This window comes from Streptomyces sp. 891-h, assembly GCF_022760275.1.
Classification (GTDB): domain Bacteria; phylum Actinomycetota; class Actinomycetes; order Streptomycetales; family Streptomycetaceae; genus Streptomyces; species Streptomyces spirodelae.
This window is the reverse complement of record NZ_CP050693.1, coordinates 594,095-618,514: the sequence shown is the minus strand read 5'-3', so window position 1 is coordinate 618,514 and position 24,420 is coordinate 594,095. Positions and strand designations below refer to the sequence as shown.

Sequence of the window (24,420 nt, the reverse complement as noted above, 5' to 3'; positions counted from 1 at the left end):
CCGGGCGGCTTGGACGGCTCCTCGAAGGACCCGTCGAACGACTCATCGAGGGACCCCGCCGAACGGCCCGTCGAAGGGCCGCCGACAGTGTTCCCCGGGCGCTCAGCGCACCGGCGCGCCCTGCTGCGCCTGCGGCTGGGCGATGCCGGCCTTGGCCGCGTACGTGGAGGCGACCAGCTTGCCCAGCGCCGGGTAGGCGCCCAGCGGCTCGGCCGCCGAGCAGCCCGCCTCCTCGGCCGCCGCCTCCAGCAGCCCCTCGGCGATCTCGGGGCCGATCAGGCACGGCGCGATGGCCAGCTGCTGCGAACCCGAGGTCCGGAGCTGCTCGGCGGTCTGCTGGACGGCGCCCTCGTCGTCGAGCGCCGCGGCGAGCACCGGTACCGCCAGCCGGGCAGCCAGCAGCATGCCGGTGATCCCGGCCGCCTGCACGGCTTCCTCACCGCCGATGGTCGCCAGGATGATGCCGTCCGCCGCCGTCGCCACGGTGAAGAGCCGCGCCCGGTCGGCGCGCGCCAGACCGGCCTCGGAGAGCCGCACATGCACGGCTTCGGCGAGCAGCGGGTGCGGACCCAGTACATCGGTCAGCTCGGCGCCCGAGCCGCTGTTGAGGACCTCCTGGCGGATGCGCCGCAGCTGCGCGGCGTCCGGGCCGGCCAGCAGGGGCACCACAACGGCGGGCAGACCGTCGTCGGCCGGCTCCCGGGCCGGCGCCGCCACCGCTCGCTCGCCGCCCTCCTGTGCGGCTGTCTCCTCCGCCATGGCAGCGGCCTCGCGCGCGTACCGGCGGCGGGTCGCTCGGTCGGTCACCGCCTGCGTGAGGGCGGTGCGGATGGTCGGGAACTCCTCGCCGTCGCCCTCGGTGAAACCGACGCGCGCGTCGAGACCGGGCAGCTCCGAACGCGCGATGCTCAGCGTCTCCTCGGCGAGACCGCGCGTGGCACTGGAGGGCGCGCCGGGGACAGCCAGAACCAGTGCCGGCGCGCCCTCGGGGGCGACGACGGGCTCCGGTCGGCGGTGCCGTCCGGGCTGGCGGGGACGTGGCATTCGTACGGGCAGGCCATTGTCCGGTCCTGTGGGGGAGCTCATGCGCCCGCATGCTAATGCCTTCATGCGCTTGGCTGTTCAACCGGGGGAGACCGATCGGCTTATGTCCCGATTCATCCACTCGGAGCAGTGGCGGTCGCCCGCTCACTCCACGTATTGTCGCCCCTGGTCCGCGAGTGACAACAGTGCCGGGTCGGAAGGAAGCGCCAGCCTGCCCGCCGCCAGCCGTGCCGCGACCAGCAGCGCTCCCTCCAGCGGTCCGCCCGCCGCCTCCACGACCGGGGCGCCGGGAAGCAGCCGCGCCAACTCCGCACGCAGGGGCGCGGTCAGCACGTCACCGAGTTTGAACAGCCCGCCGGTGAGGGCGACCCGAACCCCTTCGTCTGCGTCCACAGCGCCGATGCCGGGGCCGCCGCGGGGGCACACGGCTACGGCGGCAGCGGCGATCTCCTGTGCTGCCGCCCGCACGATCTCCGCCGCGACAGGGTCCTCCGCCTCCACTGCGCACCGTGCCACCTCCGGCGCGAACGAGGCCAGAACGGCCGCCCGGTCCGTACGCGGATACAGCTGACCCGGCAGCGCGCTGAGCGGTTCGCCGAACCGCGCCTCTGCGCTCGCTCGCAGCGCCGCCGAGCCGCCCGAGCGGCCGTCGAAGGCCCGCAGCGCCGCCTCCAGGCCCGCTCGGCCGATCCACGCCCCGCTGCCGCAGTCGCCCAGCAGGTGTCCCCAGCCGTCGGCGCGCCGCCAGGTCGCCAGATCGGTGCCCATGGCGATCATTCCGGTCCCGGCGGCCACCACGGCGCCGGGCCGTTCGCCCAGCGCACCGGCGTACGCCGTCACCGCGTCAGCGGCCAGCGCCAGTCGCCGTACCCCGAAGGCTCGCGCGAGTATCCCCGGGAGCTCGGCCCGCAGTCCGTCGCCGAGGGTCGCCATCCCGGCGGCGCCCACACACGCTGCCGTGATGTGCGCAGGGGCGCCCTCGTCACCGTCCGCTCCGGCTTCCGCCAGCAGCGAGCGCACCGCGGGCACCAACTGCCCGGCCATATGCGCGGCGTCGATGCCGGAGGCCCCCGTACGCACCGGTTCGGCGCATACGACGGAACCGACGACCTCCGGAAAACCGCCGGGGACCGGCGAAGCAGCCTCCAGCGCAGGCGAAGCGGCCTCTCCCGCGCCGGGCGTTGCCGAGCCCGGGTGTCGACGTGCCAGCGCGACCCGCAGCCCGGACCCGCCCGAGTCGACGCCGAGCAGCCACCCGTCCACGGCGGGTGGCGCCGCGCTCCCGGTGGCTGCCGTCCGGCTCACGGCAGGCGCCAGTCCACCGGGTCGGCCCCCTGCTGGGCCAGCAGTTCGTTGACCCGGCTGAACGGACGCGAGCCGAAGAACCCGCGGTCCGCGGACATGGGGGAGGGGTGCGCGGACTCGACAGCGGGCAGACTGCCCAGCAGCGGCCGCAGATTCCGCGCGTCCCGGCCCCACAGCACCGACACCATCGGGCGCCCGCGCTCCACCAGCGCGCGGATCGCCTGCTCGGTGACCTCCTCCCAGCCCTTCCCGCGGTGCGCGGCGGGCTGCCGTGGCGCTGTTGTCAGCGCCCTGTTGAGGAGCAGGACGCCCTGCTTCGTCCAGGGCGTCAGATCGCCGCTCGACGGGCGGGGGAGACCCAGATCGCTGTTCATCTCACGGAAGATGTTCTCGAGACTGCCCGGCAGCCGCCGGACTTCAGGTGCCACGGAGAAGGACAACCCGACCGCGTGCCCCGGGGTGGGATACGGATCCTGGCCCACGATGAGGACGCGCACCTCGTCGAAGGGCTGCTGGAACGCCCGTAGGACGTTCGCCCCCGACGGGAGGTAGGTTCTCCCCGCGGCGATCTCGGCGCGGAGGAAGTCGCCCATCGCGGCGATCCGTTCGGCGACCGGCTCCAGGGCCTTCGCCCAGCCTGGTTCGACAATCTCGTTCAACGGTCGTGCTGCCACGAGCCGTCACTCTACTGGCTCAGCGGCCCGGCCCGGCCCGCCCTCAGGGAAACGTCCGGTCAGTCGATCACCGCCGCCCGTACACACAGCACATCCGGCAGGTGCGAGGCCAACTGCTGCCAGCTCTCGCCCTCGTCCGCGCTGGCGAAGACCTCGCCGTTGCGGTTGCCGAAGTAGACCCCGGCCGGGTCGGCGTCGTCCGTGCACAGCGCGTCCCGCAGCACCGGCCCGTAGTGCGCCGCCTCGGGCAGACCGGTGCCCAGCGCTTCCCAGTTCTCACCTGCGTCCTGGGTGCGGTGGACGCGGCAGCGGTGCCCGGCGGGCACCCGGTCCGCGTCCGCGTTCAGCGGGAAGAGGTAGGCCACGCCGCCCCGGCGCGGATGGGTGGCGACGGGGAAGCCGAAGTCCGAGGGGAGCGAGTCGCCGATCGACCGCCAGCTCGTCGCGTTGTCGTCGCTGCGGAAGACACCCCAGTGGTTCTGCAGGTAGAACCGGTCGGGGTTCCCGGCGTCCCGGGCGATCTTGTGCACGCACTGCCCGTACTCCGGGTACTGCCGGCCTTCGGGCATGAAGACCGCCGATACGCCCCGGTTGCACGGCTCCCAGCTCGCGCCCCCGTCGGCCGTGCGGTAGGCGCCGCCCGTCGAGACGGCGACCGTCACCCGCCGGGCGTCGCGGGGGTCGACCAGGATCGTGTGGAGCCCCAGCCCACCGCCGCCGGGCACCCACTCCTCGCGTGTGGGGTGCTCCCACAGCGGGCGGACGAGCTCGAAGGACTCCCCGCCGTCCACCGAGCGGAACAGTCCGCCGGGCTCCGTCCCCGCGTACACCACGCCCGGCTCGCTCTCCCCTCCTGGCTGGAGCTGCCACACCCGCTCCAGGGAGGTGCCGGTGTCCTCGGGGAATCTGACCGGAGGCCGCTCGGGCTCGGTCCAGGTCTTGCCCAGGTCGTCGGAGTGGAAGACCGACGGGCCCCAGTGGGCGCTGTCTCCTCCGGCCAGCAGTCTGGGCGGCCCGGAGCCGCGCCGGTCGAGGCAGAAGGAGTAGATGGCTTGTGCGTTGAAATACGGGCCGGTGAACTCCCAGCCGGCCGAGCCCCTCCGGTCGGCTTCCTGCCGGGCGAGGAACAGGCCCTTTCTCGTCCCTACCGCGAGTAGTACGTCCGCCATGGCGGCACCGCCTTCAGACGTCGTTCAGTACGGAACAGTCTGCACCCGCCCACTGACAATGCCGCCCGGCCTGCGCGGACTCCCGGTCAACGGCGCGTGCCACCCCCGGACGGCGGCATGCCGGTGCGCCGTTCGGGCTGCCACCGGCTCCGTCGTCAGGGTTGCCCTCCGACCGGCCGAGCGCGCCGTGTGGGCGCCGCCCGGGCTGCCGGGTCTACGGTGCCGACGTGTCGGAGAGATCCCCTTGCTCTTGCTACTTGTCGGATCACTCGTACGAATGGGACGGCGGTCCGCCGGATCGCGCCTCGTCCTCGCCGCCGCGTACGGCCTGGAAGCTGCGGGGTTACGGCACCGGCGCGGGACCCCCGCACGGCGTCGGTGCCCGGCCGCCTTGGTACGCCGTCGGCGTCCGCCGCGCCGACGGCACCCAGGTGGAAGTCGTGGCCGCCGTGGTGGACGGGCGGGTCCGCCTGGAGGAGGTGCGAGCCGACCCGCCACTGACCTCTCAGGAGTTCGCCCAGCTCGCTCCCTGCCTCGGAGAACCGCTCGCCAGAGCGTGCCCGCCCGCCATCCGCCCGCCCGAGGCGGCCCCCACGGTCCGGGCCACCGGCGCCTGCGTACTGCGGCCCGGCCGCCTGCCTGCCGCTCAGCGACCTGCGCCCTCTCAGCCACTTGTGGCCTCGGTGCCGTCGGTGGTCGCGGAGCCCCCGGCCGCCCCGCGCTCGCCCGCACCAGCGCATCGGGCACCCCAGCCACCGTCCCGCCCCCAGACACCGGCCGCCGCACCCCCTGTGACGCCGCCGTCCGCGCCTGTCCGGTGCTGGAGGCGGCCGCCGGGGCCCCGGGGCAGGGACGCCCTCCGTGCGGCGGCCGACGCCTACACCGCGGCCCGGCAGCGAGGCCAAGATCCCGTGCTTGCTGTCATGCGGCTCACCGGGCGCAGCAGGCGGAAGTCGCTGCGCGTCATCGCCAGAGCCCGCGACGCGGGACTGCTGAGCCCGCGCCACGCCCGCCGGTGAGCGGCTGACGACCTCCGGTGCGCCGAGCGCCATACGCGCGCGACCGCCGCGCCGTACGCCGCCCCCAGTCACCGCGCGCGCCGGGCGCCACCCACCGAGCGCACGTCGCGCGGCGGCCCGAGGGCGCCGCACGCCAAGCGCCCGCCGTGCCCGGGTCGCCGGGGCGTTCGCCGCGGCGTGGTCGGCCAGTGCCGGTGCCGTACGCCGGGAACGCGGCGGCCTGCGCCCGGAGCACGGGGCACGCCCCACCGGAGCGGGGGGCGTGTTGGCCGGGGCGGGGCGTGTTGCCGGGAGCGCGAGGCCTGGCGCCCAGGGCGTGGGTGGCGCACGGAGTGCGGGCCCGTTCAGTGTCGTAGTTGCCTCATGCGCTTGATCTCGGCTCGCTGCTGGGCGACGACCTCTGTCGCCATCTCCTCCACCCGGACGTCGTTGCCGTCCTTCAGTGCTTGGACGGCCATGGTGACGGCGCCCTTGTGGTGGGTGGTCATCAGGGTGAGGAAGAGTCGGTCGAACGTTCTGCCGCGCGCTTTGCGCAGCTGTGCGAGCTGAGCTCCGGTCGCCATTCCGGGCATGGCCGCATGTCCCTTTCCGCCGCCGCTGCCGCCGTGATCCGTGTGCCCGGAGTCGTCGTGCTGTTCGAGCCAGCCGCGCATCGCCTTGATCTCCGGTCCCTGTGCGGCCTTGATGCGGGAGGCGAGTTTCCGTACGTCGCTGTCGGCGGCCCGCTTCGGTGCCAGCTTCGACATGACCACGGCCTGCTCGTGGTGCTCGATCATCATGGTGATGTAGGTGAAGTCGGCGGAGTTCGGCGCGGTGTGGCCGCCGCCGGACTTCTGGCGGGCCTTTTCCGGGGAGAGGGTCCGGGCGCTCTCGCCGGGTTCACCGGGAGCGATGACGGACGGGCCGGCCTGGGTCTTCTTCTCCTTTGTGCCGTCCCCGTCCCCGCTGGTGCAGCCGGTCAGTGCGGGCAGCGCGGTGAGGGCGAGGCTCATGGCCAGGGCGCCGGCAGCGGCCGGGAGGCGGCCGGTTCGGGGTCTGTGACGGTCGGTCACATGGTCCTCCGGGTGCGGAAGGGGCATCAGTCGGCGGAGCGCTGCCTCGAGCGTGAGGCCCGGCGCGGCGGGCGTAAAGACGGCCGAGGACTGCCCAATCCCGTCTATTGATATGTACATGCTCCACGGCATACTGCCGGAGTCCGTGACCGCCCCACCACCCACGGGGTGGGCGGACACAAGGGAGGTAGCAGTGACCTCGATCCATGGATCCACCCGGCCGTCGAGGCCGGGCGCCGTCGCAGCTGTCGTGCTCGGATTGCTGGCCGCGCTGCTGGCCGCCGGTCCGGCCGCGGCGATACCCGACCCGGGGGACGTGCCGCGTGCGCCGAAGAAGGTGACCGAACGGGACCGGACGCGGACCGAGAAGGCGATCCGCGACGGAGACCTTCCCGGTCAGGACGAGATCGTCCACAGCGCCAACATGACGCACCTGACGAACCTGCCCAAGGGTGCGCTCCAGGGCACCAACTCGGACCTCGCCTTCCAGGGCAAGTACGCCTTCGCGGGCAACTACGACGGCTTCACCGTCTACGACATCAGCAACCCCAGGAGGCCCGAGGTCGTCAGCCAGGTGCTGTGCCCCGGCTCGCAGAACGACGTCTCGGTCTCGGGTGATCTGCTGTTCCTGTCCACCGACTCCTCGCGCAGTGACGACTCCTGCAACAGCACCAGGGCTCCCGCCACCGAGAAGAGCTCCTGGGAGGGCATGAAGGTCTTCGACATCAGCGACAAGCGGAACCCCGAGTACGTCGCTGCTGTGGAGACGCCCTGCGGCTCACACACGCACACTCTGGTGCCGGACGGCAGGAACGTCTACGTCTATGTGTCCTCCTACGGGCCGGACGCCTCCTTCCCCGACTGCCGGCCCCCGCACGACGGCATCTCCATCGTCAAGGTGCCCCGCAGCAAGCCGCAGAAGGCGGAACTCGTCGACTTCCAGGTGCTCTTCCCGGACGGAGGCTTCCCCGGCGACCCGGACAGGCCCCGCGCCAGTGAGACCACGGGGTGTCACGACCTCACCTCCTACCCGAAGCTGAGACTGGTCGCGGGTGCCTGCATGGGGGACGGCATCCTGATGGACATCCGCCGTCCGGAGCGGCCGCGCGTCATCGACCGCGTGCGGGACACCGAGAACTTCGCCTTCTGGCACTCGGCCACCTTCAGCCGGAACGGCCGGAAGGTGGTCTTCACCGACGAGCTCGGCGGTGGCGGTGCCCCCACCTGCGACGCCGAGACCGGCGACCAGAAGGGCGCGGACGGTATCTACGACCTGAAGGGCAAGGGAGACGAGCGGAAACTGGTGCTCCGCTCGTACTTCAAGATCCCGCGCCACCAGGCCGAGACGGAGAACTGCGTCGCGCACAACGGCTCACTGGTACCCGCGAAGGGCCGCGACATCATGGTCCAGGCGTGGTATCAGGGCGGTGTCTCGGTGTGGGAGTTCACCGACTCGTCCGAGCCCCGTGAGATCGCGTACTTCGAACGCGGCCCGCTGTCCACCAGTTCCCTGGTGACGGGCGGCTCCTGGTCCGCGTACTACTACAACGGGCACATCTACTCCAACGACATCGTCAAGGGATTCGACGTGCTGCGCATCGACGACCGGCGCACCGACAGCGCCGGAAGAGTCCGGTTGCGCGAGCTCAACGTACAGACACAGCCCGACTACCGCTGATCCTGCGCGCCGTGCGGTCCGGGGGAGACCTCCCAGCCGCACGGCCGCAGCCGCTGCAGCCGCCGGATGCGCAGCGCGGGTGAGACCGCACCGCCCGCCGGGGTCGTCTCCGGCGGCACTCCCTGCTCCCACTTGAGCCCGTACCGGGCGAACAGCTCACCGCGCAGCCGCTCCAGCGGCATCGGCGCGCCGGGCAGCAGAGCCGCGACGACGGCTCCCATGAGATTCGCCCGCAGCAGCGGGTAGGCGGTGTCCGGGTCGGAGGAGCCGTAGCGGACCATGGCGGCACGCAGCAGTGAGGCCAGCCGCTGCTGCTCGTCACACTGGACGAACCCCTCCTGCTGCAGTATGCCCGCCATATGGGCGCGCATCAGCACCGGCTGTTCGCGCGCCAGTCCCAGTACCGCGTCGATGGCCCGTGCCAGCATCTCCTGCCCGCCGGCCGGGCCTTCGGGCAGCGGGCCGGAATCCAGGGCCTCGGCGAGCGTGAGATGCATCAGGCGGTGCACCGCCGACTGGAACAGCTGCCGCTTGCCGGGGAAGTAATACGAGATCAGCCCACGTGCCGAGCCCGCCCGGTCGGCGATCGCACCCAGCGTCGCGGCTTCGTACCCGCGTTCGGCGACCAGCTCGACGGTCGCCTGCAGCAGACGTTCGCGCGAGCGTCGGCGCAACTCTTCATTGACCGATGCGCTCCGGGGGGACATGCTGTAACTCCTGCGTTGACTGGCCGACAGCCAATATACTCAGCACGACTTCGGGCGTTCGTGGCCCATGGGTACGGAGCACGGACATCCGGTACAGCGGCCGATATCGGGGCGACGCGGGGGATCGCCCCGGTATCGGCGTCGACCAGGCAGCCCGGCGGGCGGACCGGCGAGCGCGGGTTCGGCTTCCCGACTGCGGCAGCTGCTGGCCCGACTCTAGAGGACGGGCGGCCCGCCAACACCCCTCCCGCAGCCCTCACTTTCTCCCGCCGGGGCCCGAAGCGCCCCGCAGGCGGCTCTGGAGCCGCCGCTGGAGGCCGCGCGCTACGGCACCCGGTCCCGCGGTCCGGGCAGCCGCTCCCCGGGCCGCAGAACGGCCCACATCGCCGTGGACGCCAGCGCCACCGCTGTGCCCAGCAGCGCCCCCACGACCGTGTCCGACAGCCAGTGCACCCCCAGCCACACCCGGGTGAACGCCACCCCGAGCACGGACACCACCGCCGCGCCCACCGCCGACCGCCACCACACATCGGCAACCGGCGTCCCGCGCTCATGCAACAGCCACAGCAGCACCACACACGCCAGCGCGGCCGTCATCACGTGCCCCGAGGGCATGGCGGCGTACTCCGCCGAATCGACCGGCTCACGCCAGCGTGGCCGCTCCCTTCCGAGCGCCTCCTTCAACCCCTGCTGCACCGCTACACCGACCAGTACGGTCCCGGCGGTCCAGTACGCCGTCAGCCGCTTCCCGCGCCACATCAGCCGGATGAAAATCGCCGCCAGCAGCAGCCGGAACGTCCATGGGTCCCACACCCAGTCGGTGAGAATCCGCATCGTCCTGGTCACCGCCGGGTGTTCCAGCGCGGCCGTGTGCAGCCCGGAGGCCACCTGCCGGTCGAGCGCGGCGAACGGCGGCCATGGCAGCAGCGCGAGAACGATCACCAGGGCCGCGGCCGCTCCCAGTGCCGCGGCCACCCGGGCCTGCCGCATGCCGGGCGGTCTCGGACGGATCGCACCACTCATGTGCCGATCATCACCCGCCACCCCCGTGCGGGCACAACTCCCGTTGCGACACGCGCCACTAGCGCAGCGCGGACAGCCCTGGGGCGAACGCCACGAGCACCGGGATCACCGGCACGAGGGATGCCACGGCCGTCATCCGCAGCCTGCGGCTGACCGACAGCCGAGGGGCGGGGGTGAGCAGCCGGTGCACCCGCTGCGGCACCTCCGCCACCGGAGTCGGGCAGGGGCCGAAGACGCCCCGTCCCTCGTTGAGTTCCACCAGGGCGAGCGCGATCGTCAGCCTGCCGTAGCGGCGGGAGGCGACGTCGTCGGCGGCCAGTTCCACCAGCCGGTGCACCTGGTCGCGGAAGCCGGCGAAGACCGGTACCCGAGAGAAGCCGGTGGCCAGCGCCGAGGAACAGTGCAGCAGCCAGTCGTGGCGGGCTCGCGCGTGCCCCTGCTCGTGCTCGAGTACCGCGTCCAGCTGGCGTCCCTTGAGCCGCCGCAGCGCGCCCGTGGTGATGACCAGCTGCGGCGTGGTGCCCGGCAGCCACCAGGCGTCCGGCTTGTCGTCCTCCAGAACCACCAGCCGCTCGCTCGCCGCGGTGTCCTCGCCCGGCAGTTGCGGTGCCCGCTCCCGCAGCTCCGCACGCCGCCTGCGGCGCCTGGCCCGCGCGTCCCTGATCTCGCGCAGCAACATGGCGCCCGTCCAGGCGCCCCCGCAGGCCAGCAGTACGCTCAGGGCCCCGGCCCAGGGGGTGTAGGCGCTGGAGGCGTAGGCCTCCGCCACCCCGTGCGGTGCCCCGGCGAAGACATGGCTGCGCACCACGGCGAAGGCGGCCGCACCCGAGAGCGCCATGGCCAGCAGGCAGCACAGCAGCACCGCGCCGACCACGCACTGCCACACCCACAGGGCGAGCACCGGCTCGCGGTCGGGCCACGAGCAGCGGGTCAGTACGCGCGGTGCGAGACCCGCGGCGAACAGGGCGAGCACCATCAGCGCGAGCGGGACCGTCATGCCGCTCAGCCTAAGAGGCTGTTACGAGACAGTGATATGCCCGACAGTGCAGAAGTGACGCGGCTCACTGTGCTGCCGTGTTTGCCCACCGCCGTGCGACTCGCGCGCGCAGCGGGTCCCGCACCGTGCCCCAGCAGCGGAGGCCGGCTACGCCCCAGCAGCGGTGGCCCGGCGCTCATACCGTCAGCAGCATGGCGAACATCGCCGCTCCCATGGCCACTCTGCAACCGGCCGCGACCTGCTCGTGCTGCACCGCACTCGTGGCCCCGGTGCCCCTCAGGGCGCCGCCGTCACCCGCCAGGACGGGACCGCCCGCTCCCGTCGGCAGGAGGCGCGCTCCCGTCCACACCACGTAGCCGGCGAAGTACGCCAGCAGCACGCCCGTCACCACGGGCACGCCCCCGGGGCCGGAGTGATGCCCTCCGGTCCCGGCGGGATGGGTTCCCGCAGCGGCGCCGAGTGCCATGGTGAGCGCCATGTAGGCCATCGCCGCACTGCCCAGCAGGTGGTGCAGCTTGGCTGACGGGGACGCGGCCCCGTGCCGACCGGCCGTCAGCAGCCACAGCTCCCGCGCCAGCAGCGCCGCGAAGACAGCGGTGAAGACCCAGGCCGAGGCCCTGTGCAGCGCGGGGGACCCGCCCCACAGCACAGGGACGGACATGGCCGCCATGGCGAACCCCATCGCCGCCTCGCTCTGTGCGCCCGCGCGCTGCCCGCAGCCGGAGCCGCGCGCCCGCAGTACGCACACCAGACCCGTCACCGCGCAGAGCGCCACCAGCAGCCACCCGACCGTGGCAGGGCCGTGCATCCGCCCACCCCCCTCGATCGCGGGCAGGCTGCCCCGCTCCGGATCGCATACGGGAGCGCACGGGTGCAACGGGGGCGCGTCGGCGGCCGGTCGGCTCAGCGGGGCCGGGGAGTGGTGTGTCCCATCATCTCGGTGGCCTCCAGCAGCGGCATGCCCAGGTCCCGGTGGAGGATGCGGGCGTCGTCCGTGTGGTCGGGCAGGAAGGAGCGGTCGTCGTGGTGGGGCGGTGGGGAGCTCTCGCGGTGCTCCGCGGGGCGGCCCTCGCCGTCCTCGTGCAGTTCCTCCTCCCGCTCGTCCTTCTCCTGTCGGGTCTTTTCGTGTCCGGCCATCGTCTGCCCGGCCGCCTCCTGTCCGTCCTTCTCCTCCCCGCCCTCGTCCCGGCCGTCGCGCTCATGGGGCGTCGGCGGGTGCGCGTGGGCGCGGATGTGCTGGGTGAGGACCCGCCAGGCATAGGCATTGGCGTGCGGGCTGCGCAGCGCTTGATCCCACTGCTCGGCCAGTTCGGCGAGGGCCTGTCGCACGGCGCTGTCCGCCTGGCGCGCATCGGACAGGCGGCTGTGCGCGTACTCCAGATACCGTTGCCGGTACAGAGCACAGAAAGCGGCGAACTCGACCGGCACATCACGTTCGGTTTCCATGGCGTTCGGTCGTCGGTCGGTCTCCGTCCGCGCCGTATTCACGGCCCGGTCGTGTTCGCACGGCAAGGGCATACGAACGCTCAACGTTCTCTTCCCCTCCCATTCCCTCCGTTACGGTCCCCCTCCAGCCGGAAGCTACAGCTCCAAGTGGGCCGGACGCTACGTGCGTCTGCAGCGTGCAAATTCATCGGTAATTGCACGCGCAGCCGACAGGAACGTGAGACGTCCGCGCGTCGAACGACCGGACGAGGAATAGCCCTATTTTCTTTCCCCTGTGATCGAAGGTGGCCGTCTGCGTCGATACCGTGACCGTTCTCGACGTCTCATCTGTTCACTCGCCACGATCGCGACCGTGGCAGCGGCGAGGGAAACCCGCACGGCTCCAGGGATGGATTTCACCCGTCGGGGTGGCGAACCGTTACGGCGTCCGAATGCACCGCAATGTCCGCTGTCGGCCGCCCGCCCCACCGCAGGCGGATCGCCGACCTGGGCGCGGTCGTGTTGAATTGGACTCCGCCGTCGAAGGGTTGGAGGTCGCTTGTCGGAAGGGCTCGGCTGCCCGGCCCGAAGGGGCGTGCGACTGCCGGGTCCGGGTTGGCCGGGCACGGGCACCTGAGACCCGGGCGGCGGCGACGGCCCGCCGGGGCCTTGGGCTGAAACTGTCCGTGTTCTGATCGGTTTGGTGTGTGGGGGGTTCTGGTGTCGGTTCCGGGTGTGGGCTCCGAGGGCGCGGGCGACGGTGTGCTGGTGATGGCGGGCGTCGGCGGGGGACTGATGGACGTCGGCGTCGTGGTGGCCGGCCTCGGTGGGGTGTCCTGGCCCGGGGCGCTGGCCGGTACGGGCGGTGACGCCGTCGGCAGCCGGGGCGGCGTGGGAGTCGTGGAGCTGGTGGGCCCGGTCGACCCGCAGATGGTGCTGGCACGCGTACGTCTGGTCGCGGGGGTGTCCGGGCAGCTGCTCGTCGTCATCGTCGGAGAGCTGCGCAAGGATCCGCGCAAAGGCGGACTGCACATCGGACTGGGGGCACCCGGACAGCACTCGGCAGCGGTGCGGTACAGCGGTCTGCCCTGGGAGTGGCTGATAGGCGAGTTGGCCATAAGGCCCCCGAGGGCGACGACCGTCATGCTCGACGTGGCGACGGAGCCCGGCACCTGGGAGTCGATTCGGACGGGCGGCCTGCCGGAGGCCCCCGGTGTTTCGGTCTTCGGCCGGGTCGTGCGGCAGGGGCGCGGGCCGAGATGGCGCCGGCTGCGCGGTGGCAGCGCGCCGGTGGAACCCACCTACCTCCAGGAGTGCGTACGGCTGTGGCGTGCGGGCGGCCGTCTGCCCTTCGCCGAGCTGCACGAGCGGGCCGCTGCCGTCTCCGGTACGACGGAGCACGAGCAGGCGCTGTTCGTGTCCTCGGCATCGGACGCCTTCCCCGCCCCGGCGCAGTATCCGGCAGCGGCGCCGGTACCGGCGGCCGGGACGCAGCCGGGCTCGCAGGCGGCGCTCGCCCAGCGCAACGGCTGGGAGCACCAGCCCCAGCCGGACCTTCCGGCGGACTGGCAGCGCGAGAACGACCACCCGCCGCACCACGCCCCGGCGCCCGACCAGTACGCGCCGCACGCGCCCACACCGACCCCGTACGTACCGCAGGTGCAAGCGCAGGCGCAGGCGCAGGCGCAGGTGCCGGCGTCGGCCGTCCCCGAGAACGGTGCCGCCGCCCCGCACCAGCCCGCCGAGCAGCCCCACGCTGTCCGACCGCCCGCAGCCGACGCCTCCCCAGCCGCTCTCCCGGCCGACCCCGCCGCAGCCGCCTCCTCCGCGGCCGACCCCTTCGCCGCCCCCACCCCGGCGGCCCAACCCCCCGCCCCCCGGGCCCCACTCGCCCAGCCCGCCGAGGACCCGCACGAGACGATCATGGCCGCCGCGCGCGCGGGTCGCCATGAGGAGGCCGAGGCGCTGGCGGCAGCCTGGGAGGACGCCGCCGAGCGCACCGAAGGGCCCGACTCGGAGGGAGCGCTGCACTGGGTGGAGGTCCGCGCCGACCTCGCCCGCCTGGCCGGAGATCCGGCCCGCAGCTGTGAACTGTGGCTGCGGGTGGCCAGGGGCCGCCTCGAACGCGGCGAGGCGGAGAACGCCCTGGAGGTTGAAGGCGCCGTCGACCGGGCCCACCACCAGTGGCAGTGCCTGGAGGACGGGGAGACGGCCCGCGAGCTGGCCCCGGAGCTGGTTCTCCTGCGCCGCAGGGTGCCCGGCCGCCAGCCCGGCGCCGTACGGCTGGTGGAGGAGCGCGCGGAGCGGCTTCTCGGCAGCGTCGAACAATAGCCGGGCAGGACAGTCGAACAACAGGCGTGTAGCACAGCGGAGTCGAACAGCAGACGGGCACGACAGCCGCAGGAGTGGCGCGGATTGGTCCTTTCGCAGCATCAGCGGACCGGCCGTACGGCCGCTCGGCGGCACATCTCGGACGCTGGATCGCGCACTGTCCGAGACACCCTTGAGGAGCACGCATGTTCCGTCGATCCGCACCGGTCCTGGCCACGCTCGTGGCGACAACCGCGCTCGCCGTCGCGCCCGCCGCGGCTGCCGAAGCGGCCGAGTCGGCGCCGGGCAAGGTGACGCCCGGTGAGCAGGTCGCCCTCAAGGTCGCGGAGCAGGTGCTGGGCAAGGTGCTGGGCGGTGCCGTCACCCTGGGCGGCCAATGACAGCAGACCCGGGCCGGGGCGCCCTGCGGCCCGGCACACCGCGCCGGGCGTGGACCGGGAGCCCGGGAGCCCGGGAGCCCGGGAGCCCGGGAGTCCGGGACCGGGGCTCCGGCTCCGCGCCCGGTCCGGGACGAGCTGTGTTTCCGTGGCCGTGAGCCGATTCACCGTGAGATGATCTTGTGCGTTCCGCCCTCTACACGGACGCTTGATCCGCTCGTACTGTTGGCAGTTGTCACCGCGTCAACTCACCGCCCCGAACGGAGATTGCAACTCACCGTGTCTGTTTCCGAGCCTCTGACTCTCGACCCCACCGGCAGTGACCCGCACGGTGAGCACAAGGCCCTGCACGAGCGGGGCCCGGCAACCCGTGTCGACCTCCTCGGCGTCACCGCCTGGTCGGTGAGCGACCCCGCCCTCCTCAAGAAGCTGCTGACCGGGCCGGACGTCTCCAAGGACGCGCGGCAGCACTGGCCGCAGTTCGCCGAGACCGTCCCCACCTGGCCGTTGGCGCTGTGGGTCGCCGTGGAGAACATGTTCACCTCCTACGGCAGCGATCACCGCAGACTGCGCCGCATGGTGGCCCCGTCCTTCAGCGCCCGGCGTATCGCCGCGCTCGGCGAGCGGGTCGAGAGCATCGTCGACGACCTGCTGGACGTGCTGGAGCGCACCCCCGAAGGCGAGGCGGCGGATGTGCGCGAGCTGTTCGCCTACCCGCTCCCCATCCAGGTGATCTGCCATCTGATGGGCGTTCCCGAGGAGCGCCGCGAGGGCTTCCGCGAACTGGTCGACAACGTCTTCGCCACCACCCTCAGCCCCGAGGAGGCCGCCGCCAACACGGCCGCCCTCTACGCGGTGCTGGACGATCTCATAGCCGAGAAGCGGGAGCGGCCGGGCGAGGACATGACCTCGCTCCTCATCGACACCCGGGACGAGGAGGGGGACGGCTCCGCGCTCTCGGAGGCGGAGCTGCGCGACACCCTGCTGCTGATGATCAGCGCGGGATACGAGACCACCGTCAACCTTCTCGACCAGGCCATCACTGTCCTGCTGACCCACCCCGAGCAGCTGGCGCTGGTGCGGGAGGGCAAGGCCGGCTGGTCCGACGTGGTCGAGGAGACGCTCCGCTTCGAACCTGCCGTCAAGCACCTGCCGTTGCGCTTCGCGGTGAACGACATTCCGCTGCCCGACGGACAGGTGATCGCCAAGGGCGAGCCGATCCTGGCCTCTTACGCGGCCGCCAACCGGCACCCCGACTGGCACGGCGAGACGGCGGACGTCTTCGACATGACCCGCACGGCGCCAGGTCCCGAGCACCTCGCCTTCGGCCACGGTGTCCACTTCTGCCTCGGTGCCCCGCTGGCCCGTCTGGAGGCCACCACCGCGCTGGAGAAGTTCTTCGCCCGCTTCCCCGACGCCCGGCTGGGCGTCCCGGCCGAGGAACTGCGCCCCGTTCCCTCGCTGATCAGCAACGGCCACCAGACCCTCCCGGTGGTGCTGCGCCCGGAGCCGGGGGCCCGCTGATCCTCCGCGGCCGGGCGGCCCCCTCAGTTGCCGTTACCCGGGCTGAGGGGGCCGATCTTCGGCACCGACGCGTCGCCGTTTGCCGTGACGGGACCGCCCGTCCAGTCGACCCGGAGGGATGCCCGCTGGTCCGGCGGGGTGAGCAGGGCGGCATCCGGGGTGACGGTCCGGGTGCCGGTCATCGCCGGGTTGGCGTACGACAGCGGGGCCCAGGCGCTCGCCCCCGAGGAGAGCTCGACCGGCTGCGAACCGCCACCCTCGCGCTCCGGGGGCACCGACACCTGGTCACCGGAAGCGTTGATGAAGGCGAACCCCGGAAAGCCGCTCACCGTGCAGGTCCTGCCCGAGTTGTTCGTGAAGACGAGGGCGTAGTGGTTCTGCCCGGCGCCCGGCCTGTTGGGGCCTATGGAAGCGCTCAGATCGGCGGCGGTGCACACGGCACCGGCACCGCCCGAACCGGGCCGCGCGCCCTCGTCGCCGCCGTCCCCGGCACCCCCGGAGCCGCCTGAACCGCCCGCCGACCCTTCGGCGCCCTGCGACGCCGCTGCGGAGGACTTCGAGCTGTCGTCCTTCCCTTCGCCATCCTTCCTGCTGTTCTTCTTGTCGCTGTTCTTGCCGTCCTTCGCGCTGTCGTCCTCCTTGCCGCCGCCCTTTGTGCCGCCGGACGGGTCGACACCGGCCGGTGTGGCGTCGCCGACGACCCGGCGGGGCTTCGAGGCGGCGGCGTCCTTGTCACCGCACCCGGTCAGCAGCGCACCGGCCGCCAGGAGCGTGGCCGTGGCGGCCGCGGCTCTCCCCGGACGTCGGACGCGGTCACGCCACCCGCGCGCACCGGCTCCCGGGCCCGCGGTGCCCCGCCGGGGTTCCGTCGCCCTCTTCGCGCTGTACGTCATCTCCGCGTCCGGTGCCATGCTGTTTGTCGACTCCCTGCTCGTACTGCCCGCCGTCGGGCCGGGCACAGCGTTCTCGGCTGCCCGGCTTTCGATGACGGGGCGGACGGAAAAGTTCACGGTGTCCGAAGATTGTTTCCCAGGCACCCCTCGGCGGCCCAAGGGGGGACCGACGATCCCCTGACAACCGCTGCCTTCCTCCCGTTCTCCGGCCGGCGCACCGTTGAAGTGCAAGAACCCACCACCGAACGGAGAACACGGCATGGCTCGCATCGCCCTCATCACCGGTGCCAACCGCGGACTGGGGCGCAGCACGGCGCTGCACCTGGCCGAGGCGGGCACCGACCTGCTGCTCACCTACCGCTCGCACGCCGAAGAGGCCGAGGACGTCGTCGCGCGGGTCCGCGCCCTGGGCCGGACGGCCGTCGCGCTGCCGCTGGACGCCTCGGACACCGCCGCGTTCCCGGCCTTCGCCGAGACCGTGCGCGGGCTGCTGAAGGAGGACTGGGACCGCGAGGACTTCGACATCCTGCTCAACAACGCCGGGCACGGCAGTCACCAGACGTTCGCGCAGACCACCGAGGAGGAGTTCGACGCTCTGATGGACGTCCACGTCAAGGGCGTCTTCTTCCTCACCCAGGCGCTGCTGCCCCTGCTCAAGGACGGCGGCCGGATTCTGAACACCTCCACCGGGCTGACCCGTTTCATCGCCGCCGAGACCTCCGCGTACGCTGCCGCCAAGGGCGCTGTCGAGGTGCTGACCCGCTATCTCGCCAAGGAGCTGGGGCCGCGCGGCATCGCCGTGAACGTCATCGCGCCGGGCGCCACGGCGACCGACTTCGGAGGCGGTGCCGTCCGCGACAACCCCGAGACCAGGAACGGTCTGGGTGCGGTCACCGCGATGGGCAGGGTCGGGGAGGCGGACGACATCGGGGCCGCGGCCGCGGCGCTGCTGGACGAGCGCACTTCCTGGATCACCGGTCAGCGCGTCGAGGCCTCGGGCGGCATGCTGTTGTGAGCGGAACGCGCCGGAACGCCGAACGGCGGGACGCCGATCGCCGGAACGCCGAACGCCAGTCCGAATGCCTGAGCGTTGGAACGGGACAGGGAGCATCGACAGTGGACCGAGCACAGCTCGCGGACTTCCTGCGGACACGCCGGGAGGCGCTGCAGCCGGAGGATGTGGGCCTGCCCCGGGGGCCGCGCCGCCGGACCAGGGGGCTGCGGCGCGAGGAGGCTGCGGCCCTGAGCGGTATGTCGACCGACTACTACAGCCGCCTGGAGCAGCAGCGCGGCCCGCAGCCGTCGCCGCCGATGCTGGCCGCGATCGCCAGGGGCCTGCACCTGTCGCTCGCCGAGCGCGACCATCTGTTCCGTATCGCTGGGCACAACCCGCCCCCGCGTTCGGGTTCCGACCACATCTCGCCCGGACTGATGCGGATCATCGGCCGTCTCGGTGACACTCCGGCGCAGGTGATCAACGAGCTGGCCGAGACGCTGTGGCAGACGCCTCTGGCGGCGGCGCTGCTGGGCGACGAGACCCGGTACACCGGCGCGGAGCGCAGTACGTACTACCGGTGGTTCACCGACCCGGCCGCGCGGCTGATCTTCCCCGAGGAGGACCACCCCCGGCACAGCCGGTTCTTCGCCTCGGAACTCCGTGCCGCCTACTCCCGGCAGGGCAAGGGCAGCCGCGCCGAGATGCTGGTGGAGCGGCTGCTGGAGGTCAGCGAGGAGTTCGCCCGGTACTGGAGCGCCCATGAGATCGGCGCCCCACGGGTGGAACCGAAGCGGTTCCGCCACCCCGAGCTGGGCGAGATCGAGACGCACTGCCAGGTGCTCCTCGACCCGGACCAGGCCCAGACGCTCCTCGTCTATATGGCCACTCCCGGCTCGGCCGACGACGAGAAGCTCCGTCTGCTCCCAGCCGTCGGCCCCCGCTCCACCGGGGCCGACGCCGGTCGTCCTTCCTCCGGAACAGGCCCGGACCTGCCGTGACGGCGGGTCAGAGGTACTGCGCCAGGCCGTTGCCGAGGGACCAGTCGGCCGACTCGTTCTCGGTGACGGTGACGAACATGTTGCGGGGTTCCGCCCCGGCGTAGCTCTGTGCGAGCTCGGCGATCCTCCGGTACAGGGCCTGCTTCTGAGCGGGTGTCCGCCCGGAGCGCATGGTGATGGCCACATAGACGATGCCCTCGTCCCGGTGCACGCCGAGGTAGTCGTCGTAGGCCAGTGTGCTGTGGGTTCCGTCGTGGCCGACGAGGACCTGGAACCGGTCGTCGGGCGGGATTCCGATCGTCTCGACCAGTGCTTCGTGCACGGCCCGGCCGAGGGCGTCGAGTCGTTCCGCGTCGGCCCGCAACGCGTCGATACGGACAAAGGGCATGGCGGCGGCTCTCCTTCACGCGACAGGCGGCACCCGTCAGCGCCGCAGTGCTGTACATACTAGTAGGTACAGCTGGCTGTCAGGGACGCCGTCCGCTGAACCTGTCAGGGGCGCCGCCCGATGAAGCAGAGGAACGCGGTCTGCGCGCCGGCACCCTCCGGCGCCGGGAGGCTCCGGTCGAAGGCCCCGGTGGACAGCAGTGCCGCGTGATACGGGAGCAGTGCCTGGTGGGTGCGGGCGACGGCGTCCTGGTCGAGTATCTCGTCGCCTCCGGTGGCGCGGGCCAGGTCCCAGGTGTGGCCCAGCAGTTCCAGGGAGCCGATCACCTCGACGGCCACCTCCACGGGCACCGGTCCGAGAGGTCCGCCGGGCAGCGGACGGCCGGCCTGCTCGGGGTCGCGGAGCATCGCGAGCATGTCGTCGCGGCAGGCGAGGAACGCGGCCGCCAGATCGGCGCCCGGCTCCACCGCGGGCGCCTCGGCCATGGGTGAGATGCCGACGCCGTGCGCGGGGGAGGGCGGAGTGCCGTGGACGGCGGCGAGAATGCCGCGGTGCCCGTTGATGACGTGCGCGACGACATCGCGGGCCGTCCAGCCCCGGCAAGGGCTGTGCGCGTCCCACCGGTCGTCGGGCGTGGCCCGGACGCGGGCCAGGAAGGCGTCGGCGAGGTGTGCGTAGTGGTCTGCTGTGTCGGACATGAGGTGTTCCCGTCTGTTCACCGGGTGGGTCAGCTGTCGGGCAGCCGGCTGAGGAATTCCGCCAGTCGGTGCTTGACCAGGGAGTTCCATCCGCCGCCCATCGCGTTGCGGGCCCGCTGCTGGAGCGGGTTGTCGGGGTCGAAGCCCTCGTGGAGCAGGAAGAGCCGGGTGCCGCGCCCTTCGGGCCGCAGGGTCCAGGTGATGGTCCAGTCGGCGCCGCTCGGGCTCGTGGGATCCGCGTCGCGCCAGCCGACGCGCAGCATGCGCTCGGGCTCGAAGGCGAGCACCTCGGCCCGTACGGTGCCGGAGAACCCCGTGGCGGGCATGGGCCGGGCCCGCATGGTGTAGCGGTGGCCGACCTCGAGGCGGAAGTCGCAGGGCATGAGCCACTGCGCGATCAGCCCCGGCTCGGTCAGCGCCCGCCACACCTTGGCGGGTGGATGGGCCAGGAACTGGTCGACCCGCACGGTGCCCGGATCGTCGTCGGCCGTACCGCTGTTCGTCGCCTCGTCGTCGGTCATGGCTCATCGTCCCCACGGGTGTCGCCGTTCCCGGGTGGGTCCTCCTCGTCCGGGAGCGTGTCGAGCAGGTCGCGCAGGTTGCCGAGCTTCTCGCGCCAGAACCTCTCGAACGGGCTCAGCCACTCCTGCACGTCGTGCAGCGGGGCCGCCTCCAGCCGGTACAGCCGCTGTCGGCCCGATCTGGTCTCGCTGACCAGCCCGGCTTCCCGGAGCACCCGCAGGTGCTCGGAGAAGCTGGGGCGGGCCATGGCGAAGTGTGCGGCGAGCCGGGTGACCGGCTGCGGCCCCTGCTCCCGTAGCAGTCCCAGCACCTCGCGGCGCACCGGGCTGGCCAGTGCGGCGAAGACCTTCCCGTCCTCGGTTTCGGTGGTGCGCATGGGCTCAGGACCCGGACTTCGCCGGTGCGGGCGACGGCTCGGCGAGCACGAAGCTGTTGCCGTCCGGGTCGGTGAGGGTGGCCTGGCGGCCCCACGGCAGCGCGTGCGGGCCCTCGACGGCGGCCCCGGCCCTGGTGAGTTCGGCGCAGTCGGTGTCGAGGTCCGAGGTCTCCAGGACGAGGCCGCTGACGCTGCCGGGAGTGAAGCCCTGCTCGGCGGAGGCGAGCGTGAAGCTGGTCTCGGCTCCGTGCGGTGCGACCTGGAGCCGGCGGACCGGCCCCATGCGCTGGTCGGCGAGCACCCGGAAGCCGAGCGCGTCGACGTAGAAGTCCTTCGCCCGCTCCTGGTCGGAGACGGGCAGGGTGACGGTCTGGGCATGCGTGATGTTCATGCCCCCACTATACGTAGGAAAATTCCTACCTGTCACGCGCGCACGGCGGTGACCAGCCAGGCGGAGCTGCGCAGCCGTACCGTTCCCTCGGCGTCCTCGTGCGGCCGAAGCAGCTCGATCAGCTCCCGGCGGGCCCGCTCGCCGCTCTCCGCGTCCACCTGGCTCAGCAGATGGCGGGCGGGTCCCGAGCTGAGCAGGAAGTCGGCCGCGTCCTGGGCGCCCTCTCCCCACCTTCCGGCTGCCTCGGTGAGCTCCACGCCGACGTCCGCGAACCCGGCCGCCGCCAGGATTTCGCGGACCCGCGCGGGCTCGGCGAGCGAGAACATGCCCGGCCCGCCGGTCTCCCCGAATCCGCCGAGCGGCAGGTACGCGCGGAGCCCTGCGAGTACCTGGAGCCACTCGTTCCGCTCGGCTCCCGCCGCGCAGATGAAGGCGAGCCGGCCCCCGGCGTGCAGACCGCTGCCGATGTTGCGGAACGCGGCGAAGGGGTCGGCGAAGAACATGACGCCGTAGCGGCTGATCGCGGCGTCGAAGTCGCGCCCGGCCAGCCGATGGACCTGGGCGTCGCCGTGCTCGAACGACACGTTGTCCAGCCCTTCGGCGCGTGCGGTGGCCTCGGCGCGCTCCAGCATGGGGCGTGACAGGTCGACGCCGGTGGCGTGGCCCTCGGGGGTGCGGCGGGCGGCGAGCCGGGTGGTGGCTCCCGCGCCGCAGCCGATGTCCAGGACGGTGTCGCCGGGCGTGAGCGCCGCGGCGTCCAGCAGTGGCTCGTTGAACCCCTCGTTGACGGCGTCCCAGCGCTCCTGGTTGCGGGCCCAGTGGGTGCCCTCGGCACCGTTCCACGCCTGGGCCTGCTCGGTGTTGACGATCTGCTGCATGGCGAACCCGACTTTCCGTAGAGCCTAGTATGGGCGTGTGCCCAAAGCTGTGAGCACAGTATGGGCACGCGCCCAAACTGTCCATCCGTAGCCGCTCATCCTTCCGAAAGGTCCCCTATGTCGCCGCGTGGCGTGGCCGTACCCGATATCCGTGAACGCCTCTTCGCAGCCGCAGAGCGCGTCGTGGCCCGAGGCGGTCCCGGCGCGCTCACCAGCCGGGCCGTCACCGACGAGGCGGGCTGCGCCAAGGGGATGCTGCACACCCACTTCGCGGGCGGACTCGACCAGTTCGTCGCCGAACTCGTCCTGGACCGCTTCGCGCGTACCGCCGCACTCGCCGCCGAACTGCCCGGGCGGGCCGGCCAGGGCACGGTCGCCGCGAACCTGACCACCGTCGCCACCGCCCTGCTCACCTCCGCCGGCCCGGCCATGGCAGGGCTCGCCCTCACCCGCCCGGGCGCCGCGGCGCGCTTCCGGGAGGCGATGGCCGCCGGGGCCCCCGGCTTCGCCGCCGTCCAGGAATCCGTCGCCGGCTACCTGGCCGCCGAACAGCGGCTGGCGCGTATGGCGGCCGACGCCGACCCCGAGAGCCTCGCCCTCGCGCTGGTCGCCACGGCGCACCACCTGCTGATGACCAGTTGGCCCGGCGCTCCCGACCCTTCCGCACAGCTCGAGCGGGTGATCGCGGCCCTCACCACCGCCGGGGCCGCGGGCTGACGTGAGCCCGTCCCGCACCGAGAAGCATCCCGTCGCACTCGAACCCCTGTTGCCCGGCACGTGAGTTCCGTACTCTGACCGAGGCACCAGTCACGTTCGAATCGACTGTCTCCCTCCTGTCGCCGCCTCGGGCGCGGGTGCGCCGAGACGGGTCATTGGACAGACAGGGGGAAGGTGTGGGCTCAGGGCAGCATGCCGGAAATGCTCCGTTAGCGGGACGACCTCCGCTGACGGACCAGGAGCTGGCGAGCGGACTCAAGGCCGATCTCGCCGTCGTCGAAGAACTCATCCACGACTCCATCGACTCCGAAGCGCCGCTGCTGCGCGAGGCGTCCCAGCACCTGATCGACGCGGGCGGCAAACGCTACCGCCCGATGCTGACACTGCTCGCCGCCCGCTTCGGGAACCCGGACGACCCGGACGTGCTGCGTGCCGCCGCGGCCTGCGAACTCGTGCACGCCGCCGCGCTCTGCCACGACGACGTACTGGACGGCGCCCCGCTCAGACGGGGCCGCAGCAGCGTCAACGCGCGCTGGAGCGACGCGGTCGCCATCCTCACCGGCGACTTCCTCTTCGCGCAGGCCTTCCTCCTGCTGGCGGCCGTGCCCCAGCAGGAGGCACGGCTGGAGGTCAACACCTTCGTACGGCTGGTCACCGGCCAGATCCGGGAGATGACCGGACCCGCCGACGGCGAGGACCCGACCGACTACTACGTCACCATGGTCTCCGACAAGACCGCCTCGCTGCTGCGCGCCTGCGTCCGCCTCGGAGCCCTCACCTCGGGCGCCGGGGAGACCACGGTACGGGCGCTGGAGGAGTACGGGGACGCCTTCGGGGTGGCCTTCCAGATCTCCGACGACCTGCTGGACCTCTTCGGTGAGGAGGAGCGGTCCGGCAAACGCCAGGGCACCGACCTCCTCCAGGGCGCGCCGACGCTCCCCGTGCTGTACGCGCTCAGCGGTACCGGCGAGGACAGCGAGCGGCTCCGCGCCCTGCTCGGCCCCGTCCCCGGAGCGAAGCGCCGCACGGCGCTCACCGCCCAGGAGCGGGCCGAGGCAACGGAGTTGCTCCGTCGGCACCCGGCCGTCGACCGGACCCGCGAACGGCTGGACGCCTACATCGCACGCGCCCGCGCCGCGCTCGCACCGCTGGCCGAAGGACCCGCCAGGGACACCCTCGAAGCGCTGTGCGCGGGCGTCGCCCACCGGGCCGGCTGACGCCGCTCACACCGTCCGCC

26 protein-coding genes are annotated in these 24,420 nt (G+C 72.5%); 9 read left to right on the top strand and 17 right to left on the bottom strand.

Features of this window, described 5'->3' with window-relative positions:
* Positions 1–102: 102 nt before the first annotated feature.
* The 4 genes from HC362_RS02765 to HC362_RS02750 all read right to left on the bottom strand — a co-directional run bounded on the left by HC362_RS02765 (position 103) and on the right by HC362_RS02750 (position 4,192).
* Positions 103–1,086, bottom strand: a complete 984-nt coding sequence (locus HC362_RS02765) for a hypothetical protein (RefSeq protein WP_243082174.1) — start codon at positions 1,084–1,086, stop codon at positions 103–105.
* 102 nt (positions 1,087–1,188) lie between these two features.
* Positions 1,189–2,349 carry a BadF/BadG/BcrA/BcrD ATPase family protein gene (locus HC362_RS02760; RefSeq protein WP_243082173.1) on the bottom strand — a complete coding sequence of 387 codons (1,161 nt, stop codon included), beginning with the start codon at positions 2,347–2,349 and terminating at the stop codon, positions 1,189–1,191.
* Positions 2,346–3,023 carry a uracil-DNA glycosylase gene (locus tag HC362_RS02755; protein ID WP_243082172.1) on the bottom strand — a complete coding sequence of 226 codons (678 nt, stop codon included), beginning with the start codon at positions 3,021–3,023 and terminating at the stop codon, positions 2,346–2,348. Before HC362_RS02755 ends, HC362_RS02760 begins: the two co-directional genes overlap by 4 nt.
* A gap of 59 nt (positions 3,024–3,082) precedes the next feature.
* Complete coding sequence (locus tag HC362_RS02750) at positions 3,083–4,192, bottom strand: sialidase family protein (protein WP_243082171.1); 1,110 nt, start codon at positions 4,190–4,192, stop codon at positions 3,083–3,085.
* A 257-nt stretch (positions 4,193–4,449) separates the two neighbouring features.
* On the opposite strand from HC362_RS02750, the gene HC362_RS02745 reads away from it, so the two are divergent.
* Positions 4,450–5,211, top strand: a complete 762-nt coding sequence (locus HC362_RS02745) for a DUF6214 family protein (protein ID WP_347568410.1) — start codon at positions 4,450–4,452, stop codon at positions 5,209–5,211.
* Positions 5,212–5,555: 344 nt separating this feature from the next.
* Here HC362_RS02745 and HC362_RS02740 read toward each other — a convergent pair whose 3' ends face one another.
* Complete coding sequence (locus HC362_RS02740) at positions 5,556–6,203, bottom strand: DUF305 domain-containing protein (protein WP_243088325.1); 648 nt, start codon at positions 6,201–6,203, stop codon at positions 5,556–5,558.
* 322 nt (positions 6,204–6,525) lie between these two features.
* Between HC362_RS02740 and HC362_RS02735 the strand changes: the two genes are divergently transcribed.
* Complete coding sequence (locus HC362_RS02735) at positions 6,526–7,941, top strand: hypothetical protein (protein WP_347568529.1); 1,416 nt, start codon at positions 6,526–6,528, stop codon at positions 7,939–7,941.
* Here HC362_RS02735 and HC362_RS02730 read toward each other — a convergent pair.
* From HC362_RS02730 to HC362_RS02710, 5 genes are all read right to left on the bottom strand, one after another.
* Positions 7,932–8,648, bottom strand: a complete 717-nt coding sequence (locus tag HC362_RS02730; RefSeq protein WP_243082169.1) for a TetR/AcrR family transcriptional regulator — start codon at positions 8,646–8,648, stop codon at positions 7,932–7,934. The genes HC362_RS02735 and HC362_RS02730 overlap by 10 nt on opposite strands.
* A gap of 324 nt (positions 8,649–8,972) precedes the next feature.
* Entirely contained in the window at positions 8,973–9,671 is a 699-nt protein-coding gene (locus tag HC362_RS02725) for a phosphatase PAP2 family protein (protein WP_243082168.1), read from the bottom strand.
* A gap of 58 nt (positions 9,672–9,729) precedes the next feature.
* Positions 9,730–10,668, bottom strand: coding sequence for a M56 family metallopeptidase (locus HC362_RS02720; protein ID WP_243082167.1), 939 nt, complete (start codon positions 10,666–10,668; stop codon positions 9,730–9,732).
* A gap of 175 nt (positions 10,669–10,843) precedes the next feature.
* Entirely contained in the window at positions 10,844–11,476 is a 633-nt protein-coding gene (locus HC362_RS02715) for a DUF5134 domain-containing protein (RefSeq protein ID WP_243082166.1), read from the bottom strand.
* Between the two features lie 95 nt (positions 11,477–11,571).
* Entirely contained in the window at positions 11,572–12,114 is a 543-nt protein-coding gene (locus HC362_RS02710) for a hypothetical protein (RefSeq protein ID WP_243082165.1), read from the bottom strand.
* Between the two features lie 699 nt (positions 12,115–12,813).
* Here HC362_RS02710 and HC362_RS02705 point away from each other — a divergent pair.
* The 3 genes from HC362_RS02705 (at position 12,814) to HC362_RS02695 (ending at position 16,325) form a co-directional block, all read left to right on the top strand.
* Positions 12,814–14,424 (top strand): hypothetical protein, encoded by a 1,611-nt coding sequence (locus HC362_RS02705; protein ID WP_243082164.1) that lies wholly within the window; start codon positions 12,814–12,816, stop codon positions 14,422–14,424.
* Positions 14,425–14,609: 185 nt separating this feature from the next.
* On the top strand, positions 14,610–14,804 hold the full coding sequence (locus HC362_RS02700) for a hypothetical protein (protein WP_243082163.1): 195 nt from the start codon (positions 14,610–14,612) through the stop codon (positions 14,802–14,804).
* A gap of 276 nt (positions 14,805–15,080) precedes the next feature.
* Positions 15,081–16,325: a cytochrome P450 gene (locus HC362_RS02695; protein ID WP_243082162.1), complete on the top strand. Its 1,245-nt coding sequence runs from the start codon at positions 15,081–15,083 to the stop codon at positions 16,323–16,325.
* Between the two features lie 23 nt (positions 16,326–16,348).
* On the opposite strand, the gene HC362_RS02690 is transcribed toward HC362_RS02695, so the two are convergent.
* Positions 16,349–17,236, bottom strand: coding sequence for a DUF4232 domain-containing protein (locus HC362_RS02690; RefSeq protein ID WP_243082161.1), 888 nt, complete (start codon positions 17,234–17,236; stop codon positions 16,349–16,351).
* A gap of 241 nt (positions 17,237–17,477) precedes the next feature.
* On the opposite strand from HC362_RS02690, the gene HC362_RS02685 reads away from it, so the two are divergent.
* Together HC362_RS02685 and HC362_RS02680 are read left to right on the top strand one after the other, a co-directional pair.
* A complete protein-coding gene (locus HC362_RS02685) occupies positions 17,478–18,233 on the top strand; it encodes an SDR family oxidoreductase (protein ID WP_243082160.1) in 756 nt (251 codons plus the stop codon).
* A gap of 101 nt (positions 18,234–18,334) precedes the next feature.
* On the top strand, positions 18,335–19,213 hold the full coding sequence (locus tag HC362_RS02680; RefSeq protein WP_243082159.1) for a helix-turn-helix transcriptional regulator: 879 nt from the start codon (positions 18,335–18,337) through the stop codon (positions 19,211–19,213).
* A 7-nt stretch (positions 19,214–19,220) separates the two neighbouring features.
* Here HC362_RS02680 and HC362_RS02675 read toward each other — a convergent pair whose 3' ends face one another.
* The 6 genes from HC362_RS02675 to HC362_RS02650 all read right to left on the bottom strand — a co-directional run bounded on the left by HC362_RS02675 (position 19,221) and on the right by HC362_RS02650 (position 22,466).
* Positions 19,221–19,601: a tautomerase family protein gene (locus tag HC362_RS02675; RefSeq protein ID WP_243082158.1), complete on the bottom strand. Its 381-nt coding sequence runs from the start codon at positions 19,599–19,601 to the stop codon at positions 19,221–19,223.
* Between the two features lie 104 nt (positions 19,602–19,705).
* Positions 19,706–20,299, bottom strand: a complete 594-nt coding sequence (locus HC362_RS02670) for a TIGR03086 family metal-binding protein (protein WP_243082157.1) — start codon at positions 20,297–20,299, stop codon at positions 19,706–19,708.
* A gap of 29 nt (positions 20,300–20,328) precedes the next feature.
* Complete coding sequence (locus HC362_RS02665; protein WP_243082156.1) at positions 20,329–20,820, bottom strand: SRPBCC domain-containing protein; 492 nt, start codon at positions 20,818–20,820, stop codon at positions 20,329–20,331.
* Entirely contained in the window at positions 20,817–21,197 is a 381-nt protein-coding gene (locus tag HC362_RS02660) for a metalloregulator ArsR/SmtB family transcription factor (protein WP_243082155.1), read from the bottom strand. Before HC362_RS02660 ends, HC362_RS02665 begins: the two co-directional genes overlap by 4 nt.
* Before the next feature lie 4 nt (positions 21,198–21,201).
* Complete coding sequence (locus HC362_RS02655; RefSeq protein ID WP_243082154.1) at positions 21,202–21,588, bottom strand: VOC family protein; 387 nt, start codon at positions 21,586–21,588, stop codon at positions 21,202–21,204.
* Positions 21,589–21,620: 32 nt separating this feature from the next.
* Positions 21,621–22,466, bottom strand: a complete 846-nt coding sequence (locus HC362_RS02650) for a class I SAM-dependent methyltransferase (protein ID WP_243082153.1) — start codon at positions 22,464–22,466, stop codon at positions 21,621–21,623.
* Positions 22,467–22,583: 117 nt separating this feature from the next.
* Between HC362_RS02650 and HC362_RS02645 the strand changes: the two genes are divergently transcribed.
* Both HC362_RS02645 and HC362_RS02640 read left to right on the top strand, forming a co-directional pair.
* Positions 22,584–23,183, top strand: a complete 600-nt coding sequence (locus tag HC362_RS02645) for a TetR/AcrR family transcriptional regulator (protein ID WP_243082152.1) — start codon at positions 22,584–22,586, stop codon at positions 23,181–23,183.
* 176 nt (positions 23,184–23,359) lie between these two features.
* Positions 23,360–24,400 (top strand): polyprenyl synthetase family protein, encoded by a 1,041-nt coding sequence (locus HC362_RS02640; protein WP_243082151.1) that lies wholly within the window; start codon positions 23,360–23,362, stop codon positions 24,398–24,400.
* Positions 24,401–24,420 lie beyond the last annotated feature (20 nt).

Bases quoted from the DNA above. Each gene is read 5' to 3' on its own strand.
- HC362_RS02650 (WP_243082153.1), bottom strand. From the start codon at position 22,466: ATGCAGCAGATCGTCAACACCGAGCAGGCCCAGGCGTGGAACGGTGCC.
- HC362_RS02675 (WP_243082158.1), bottom strand. From the start codon at position 19,601: ATGCCCTTTGTCCGTATCGACGCGTTGCGGGCCGACGCGGAACGACTC.
- HC362_RS02750 (WP_243082171.1), bottom strand. From the start codon at position 4,192: ATGGCGGACGTACTACTCGCGGTAGGGACGAGAAAGGGCCTGTTCCTC.
- HC362_RS02670 (WP_243082157.1), bottom strand. From the start codon at position 20,299: ATGTCCGACACAGCAGACCACTACGCACACCTCGCCGACGCCTTCCTG.
- HC362_RS02690 (WP_243082161.1), bottom strand. From the start codon at position 17,236: ATGGCACCGGACGCGGAGATGACGTACAGCGCGAAGAGGGCGACGGAA.
- HC362_RS02730 (WP_243082169.1), bottom strand. From the start codon at position 8,648: ATGTCCCCCCGGAGCGCATCGGTCAATGAAGAGTTGCGCCGACGCTCG.
- HC362_RS02645 (WP_243082152.1), top strand. From the start codon at position 22,584: ATGTCGCCGCGTGGCGTGGCCGTACCCGATATCCGTGAACGCCTCTTC.
- HC362_RS02710 (WP_243082165.1), bottom strand. From the start codon at position 12,114: ATGGAAACCGAACGTGATGTGCCGGTCGAGTTCGCCGCTTTCTGTGCT.
- HC362_RS02740 (WP_243088325.1), bottom strand. From the start codon at position 6,203: ATGAGCCTCGCCCTCACCGCGCTGCCCGCACTGACCGGCTGCACCAGC.
- HC362_RS02700 (WP_243082163.1), top strand. From the start codon at position 14,610: ATGTTCCGTCGATCCGCACCGGTCCTGGCCACGCTCGTGGCGACAACC.
- HC362_RS02665 (WP_243082156.1), bottom strand. From the start codon at position 20,820: ATGACCGACGACGAGGCGACGAACAGCGGTACGGCCGACGACGATCCG.
- HC362_RS02655 (WP_243082154.1), bottom strand. From the start codon at position 21,588: ATGAACATCACGCATGCCCAGACCGTCACCCTGCCCGTCTCCGACCAG.
- HC362_RS02720 (WP_243082167.1), bottom strand. From the start codon at position 10,668: ATGACGGTCCCGCTCGCGCTGATGGTGCTCGCCCTGTTCGCCGCGGGT.
- HC362_RS02765 (WP_243082174.1), bottom strand. From the start codon at position 1,086: ATGAGCTCCCCCACAGGACCGGACAATGGCCTGCCCGTACGAATGCCA.
- HC362_RS02685 (WP_243082160.1), top strand. From the start codon at position 17,478: ATGGCTCGCATCGCCCTCATCACCGGTGCCAACCGCGGACTGGGGCGC.
- HC362_RS02715 (WP_243082166.1), bottom strand. From the start codon at position 11,476: ATGCACGGCCCTGCCACGGTCGGGTGGCTGCTGGTGGCGCTCTGCGCG.
- HC362_RS02660 (WP_243082155.1), bottom strand. From the start codon at position 21,197: ATGCGCACCACCGAAACCGAGGACGGGAAGGTCTTCGCCGCACTGGCC.
- HC362_RS02725 (WP_243082168.1), bottom strand. From the start codon at position 9,671: ATGAGTGGTGCGATCCGTCCGAGACCGCCCGGCATGCGGCAGGCCCGG.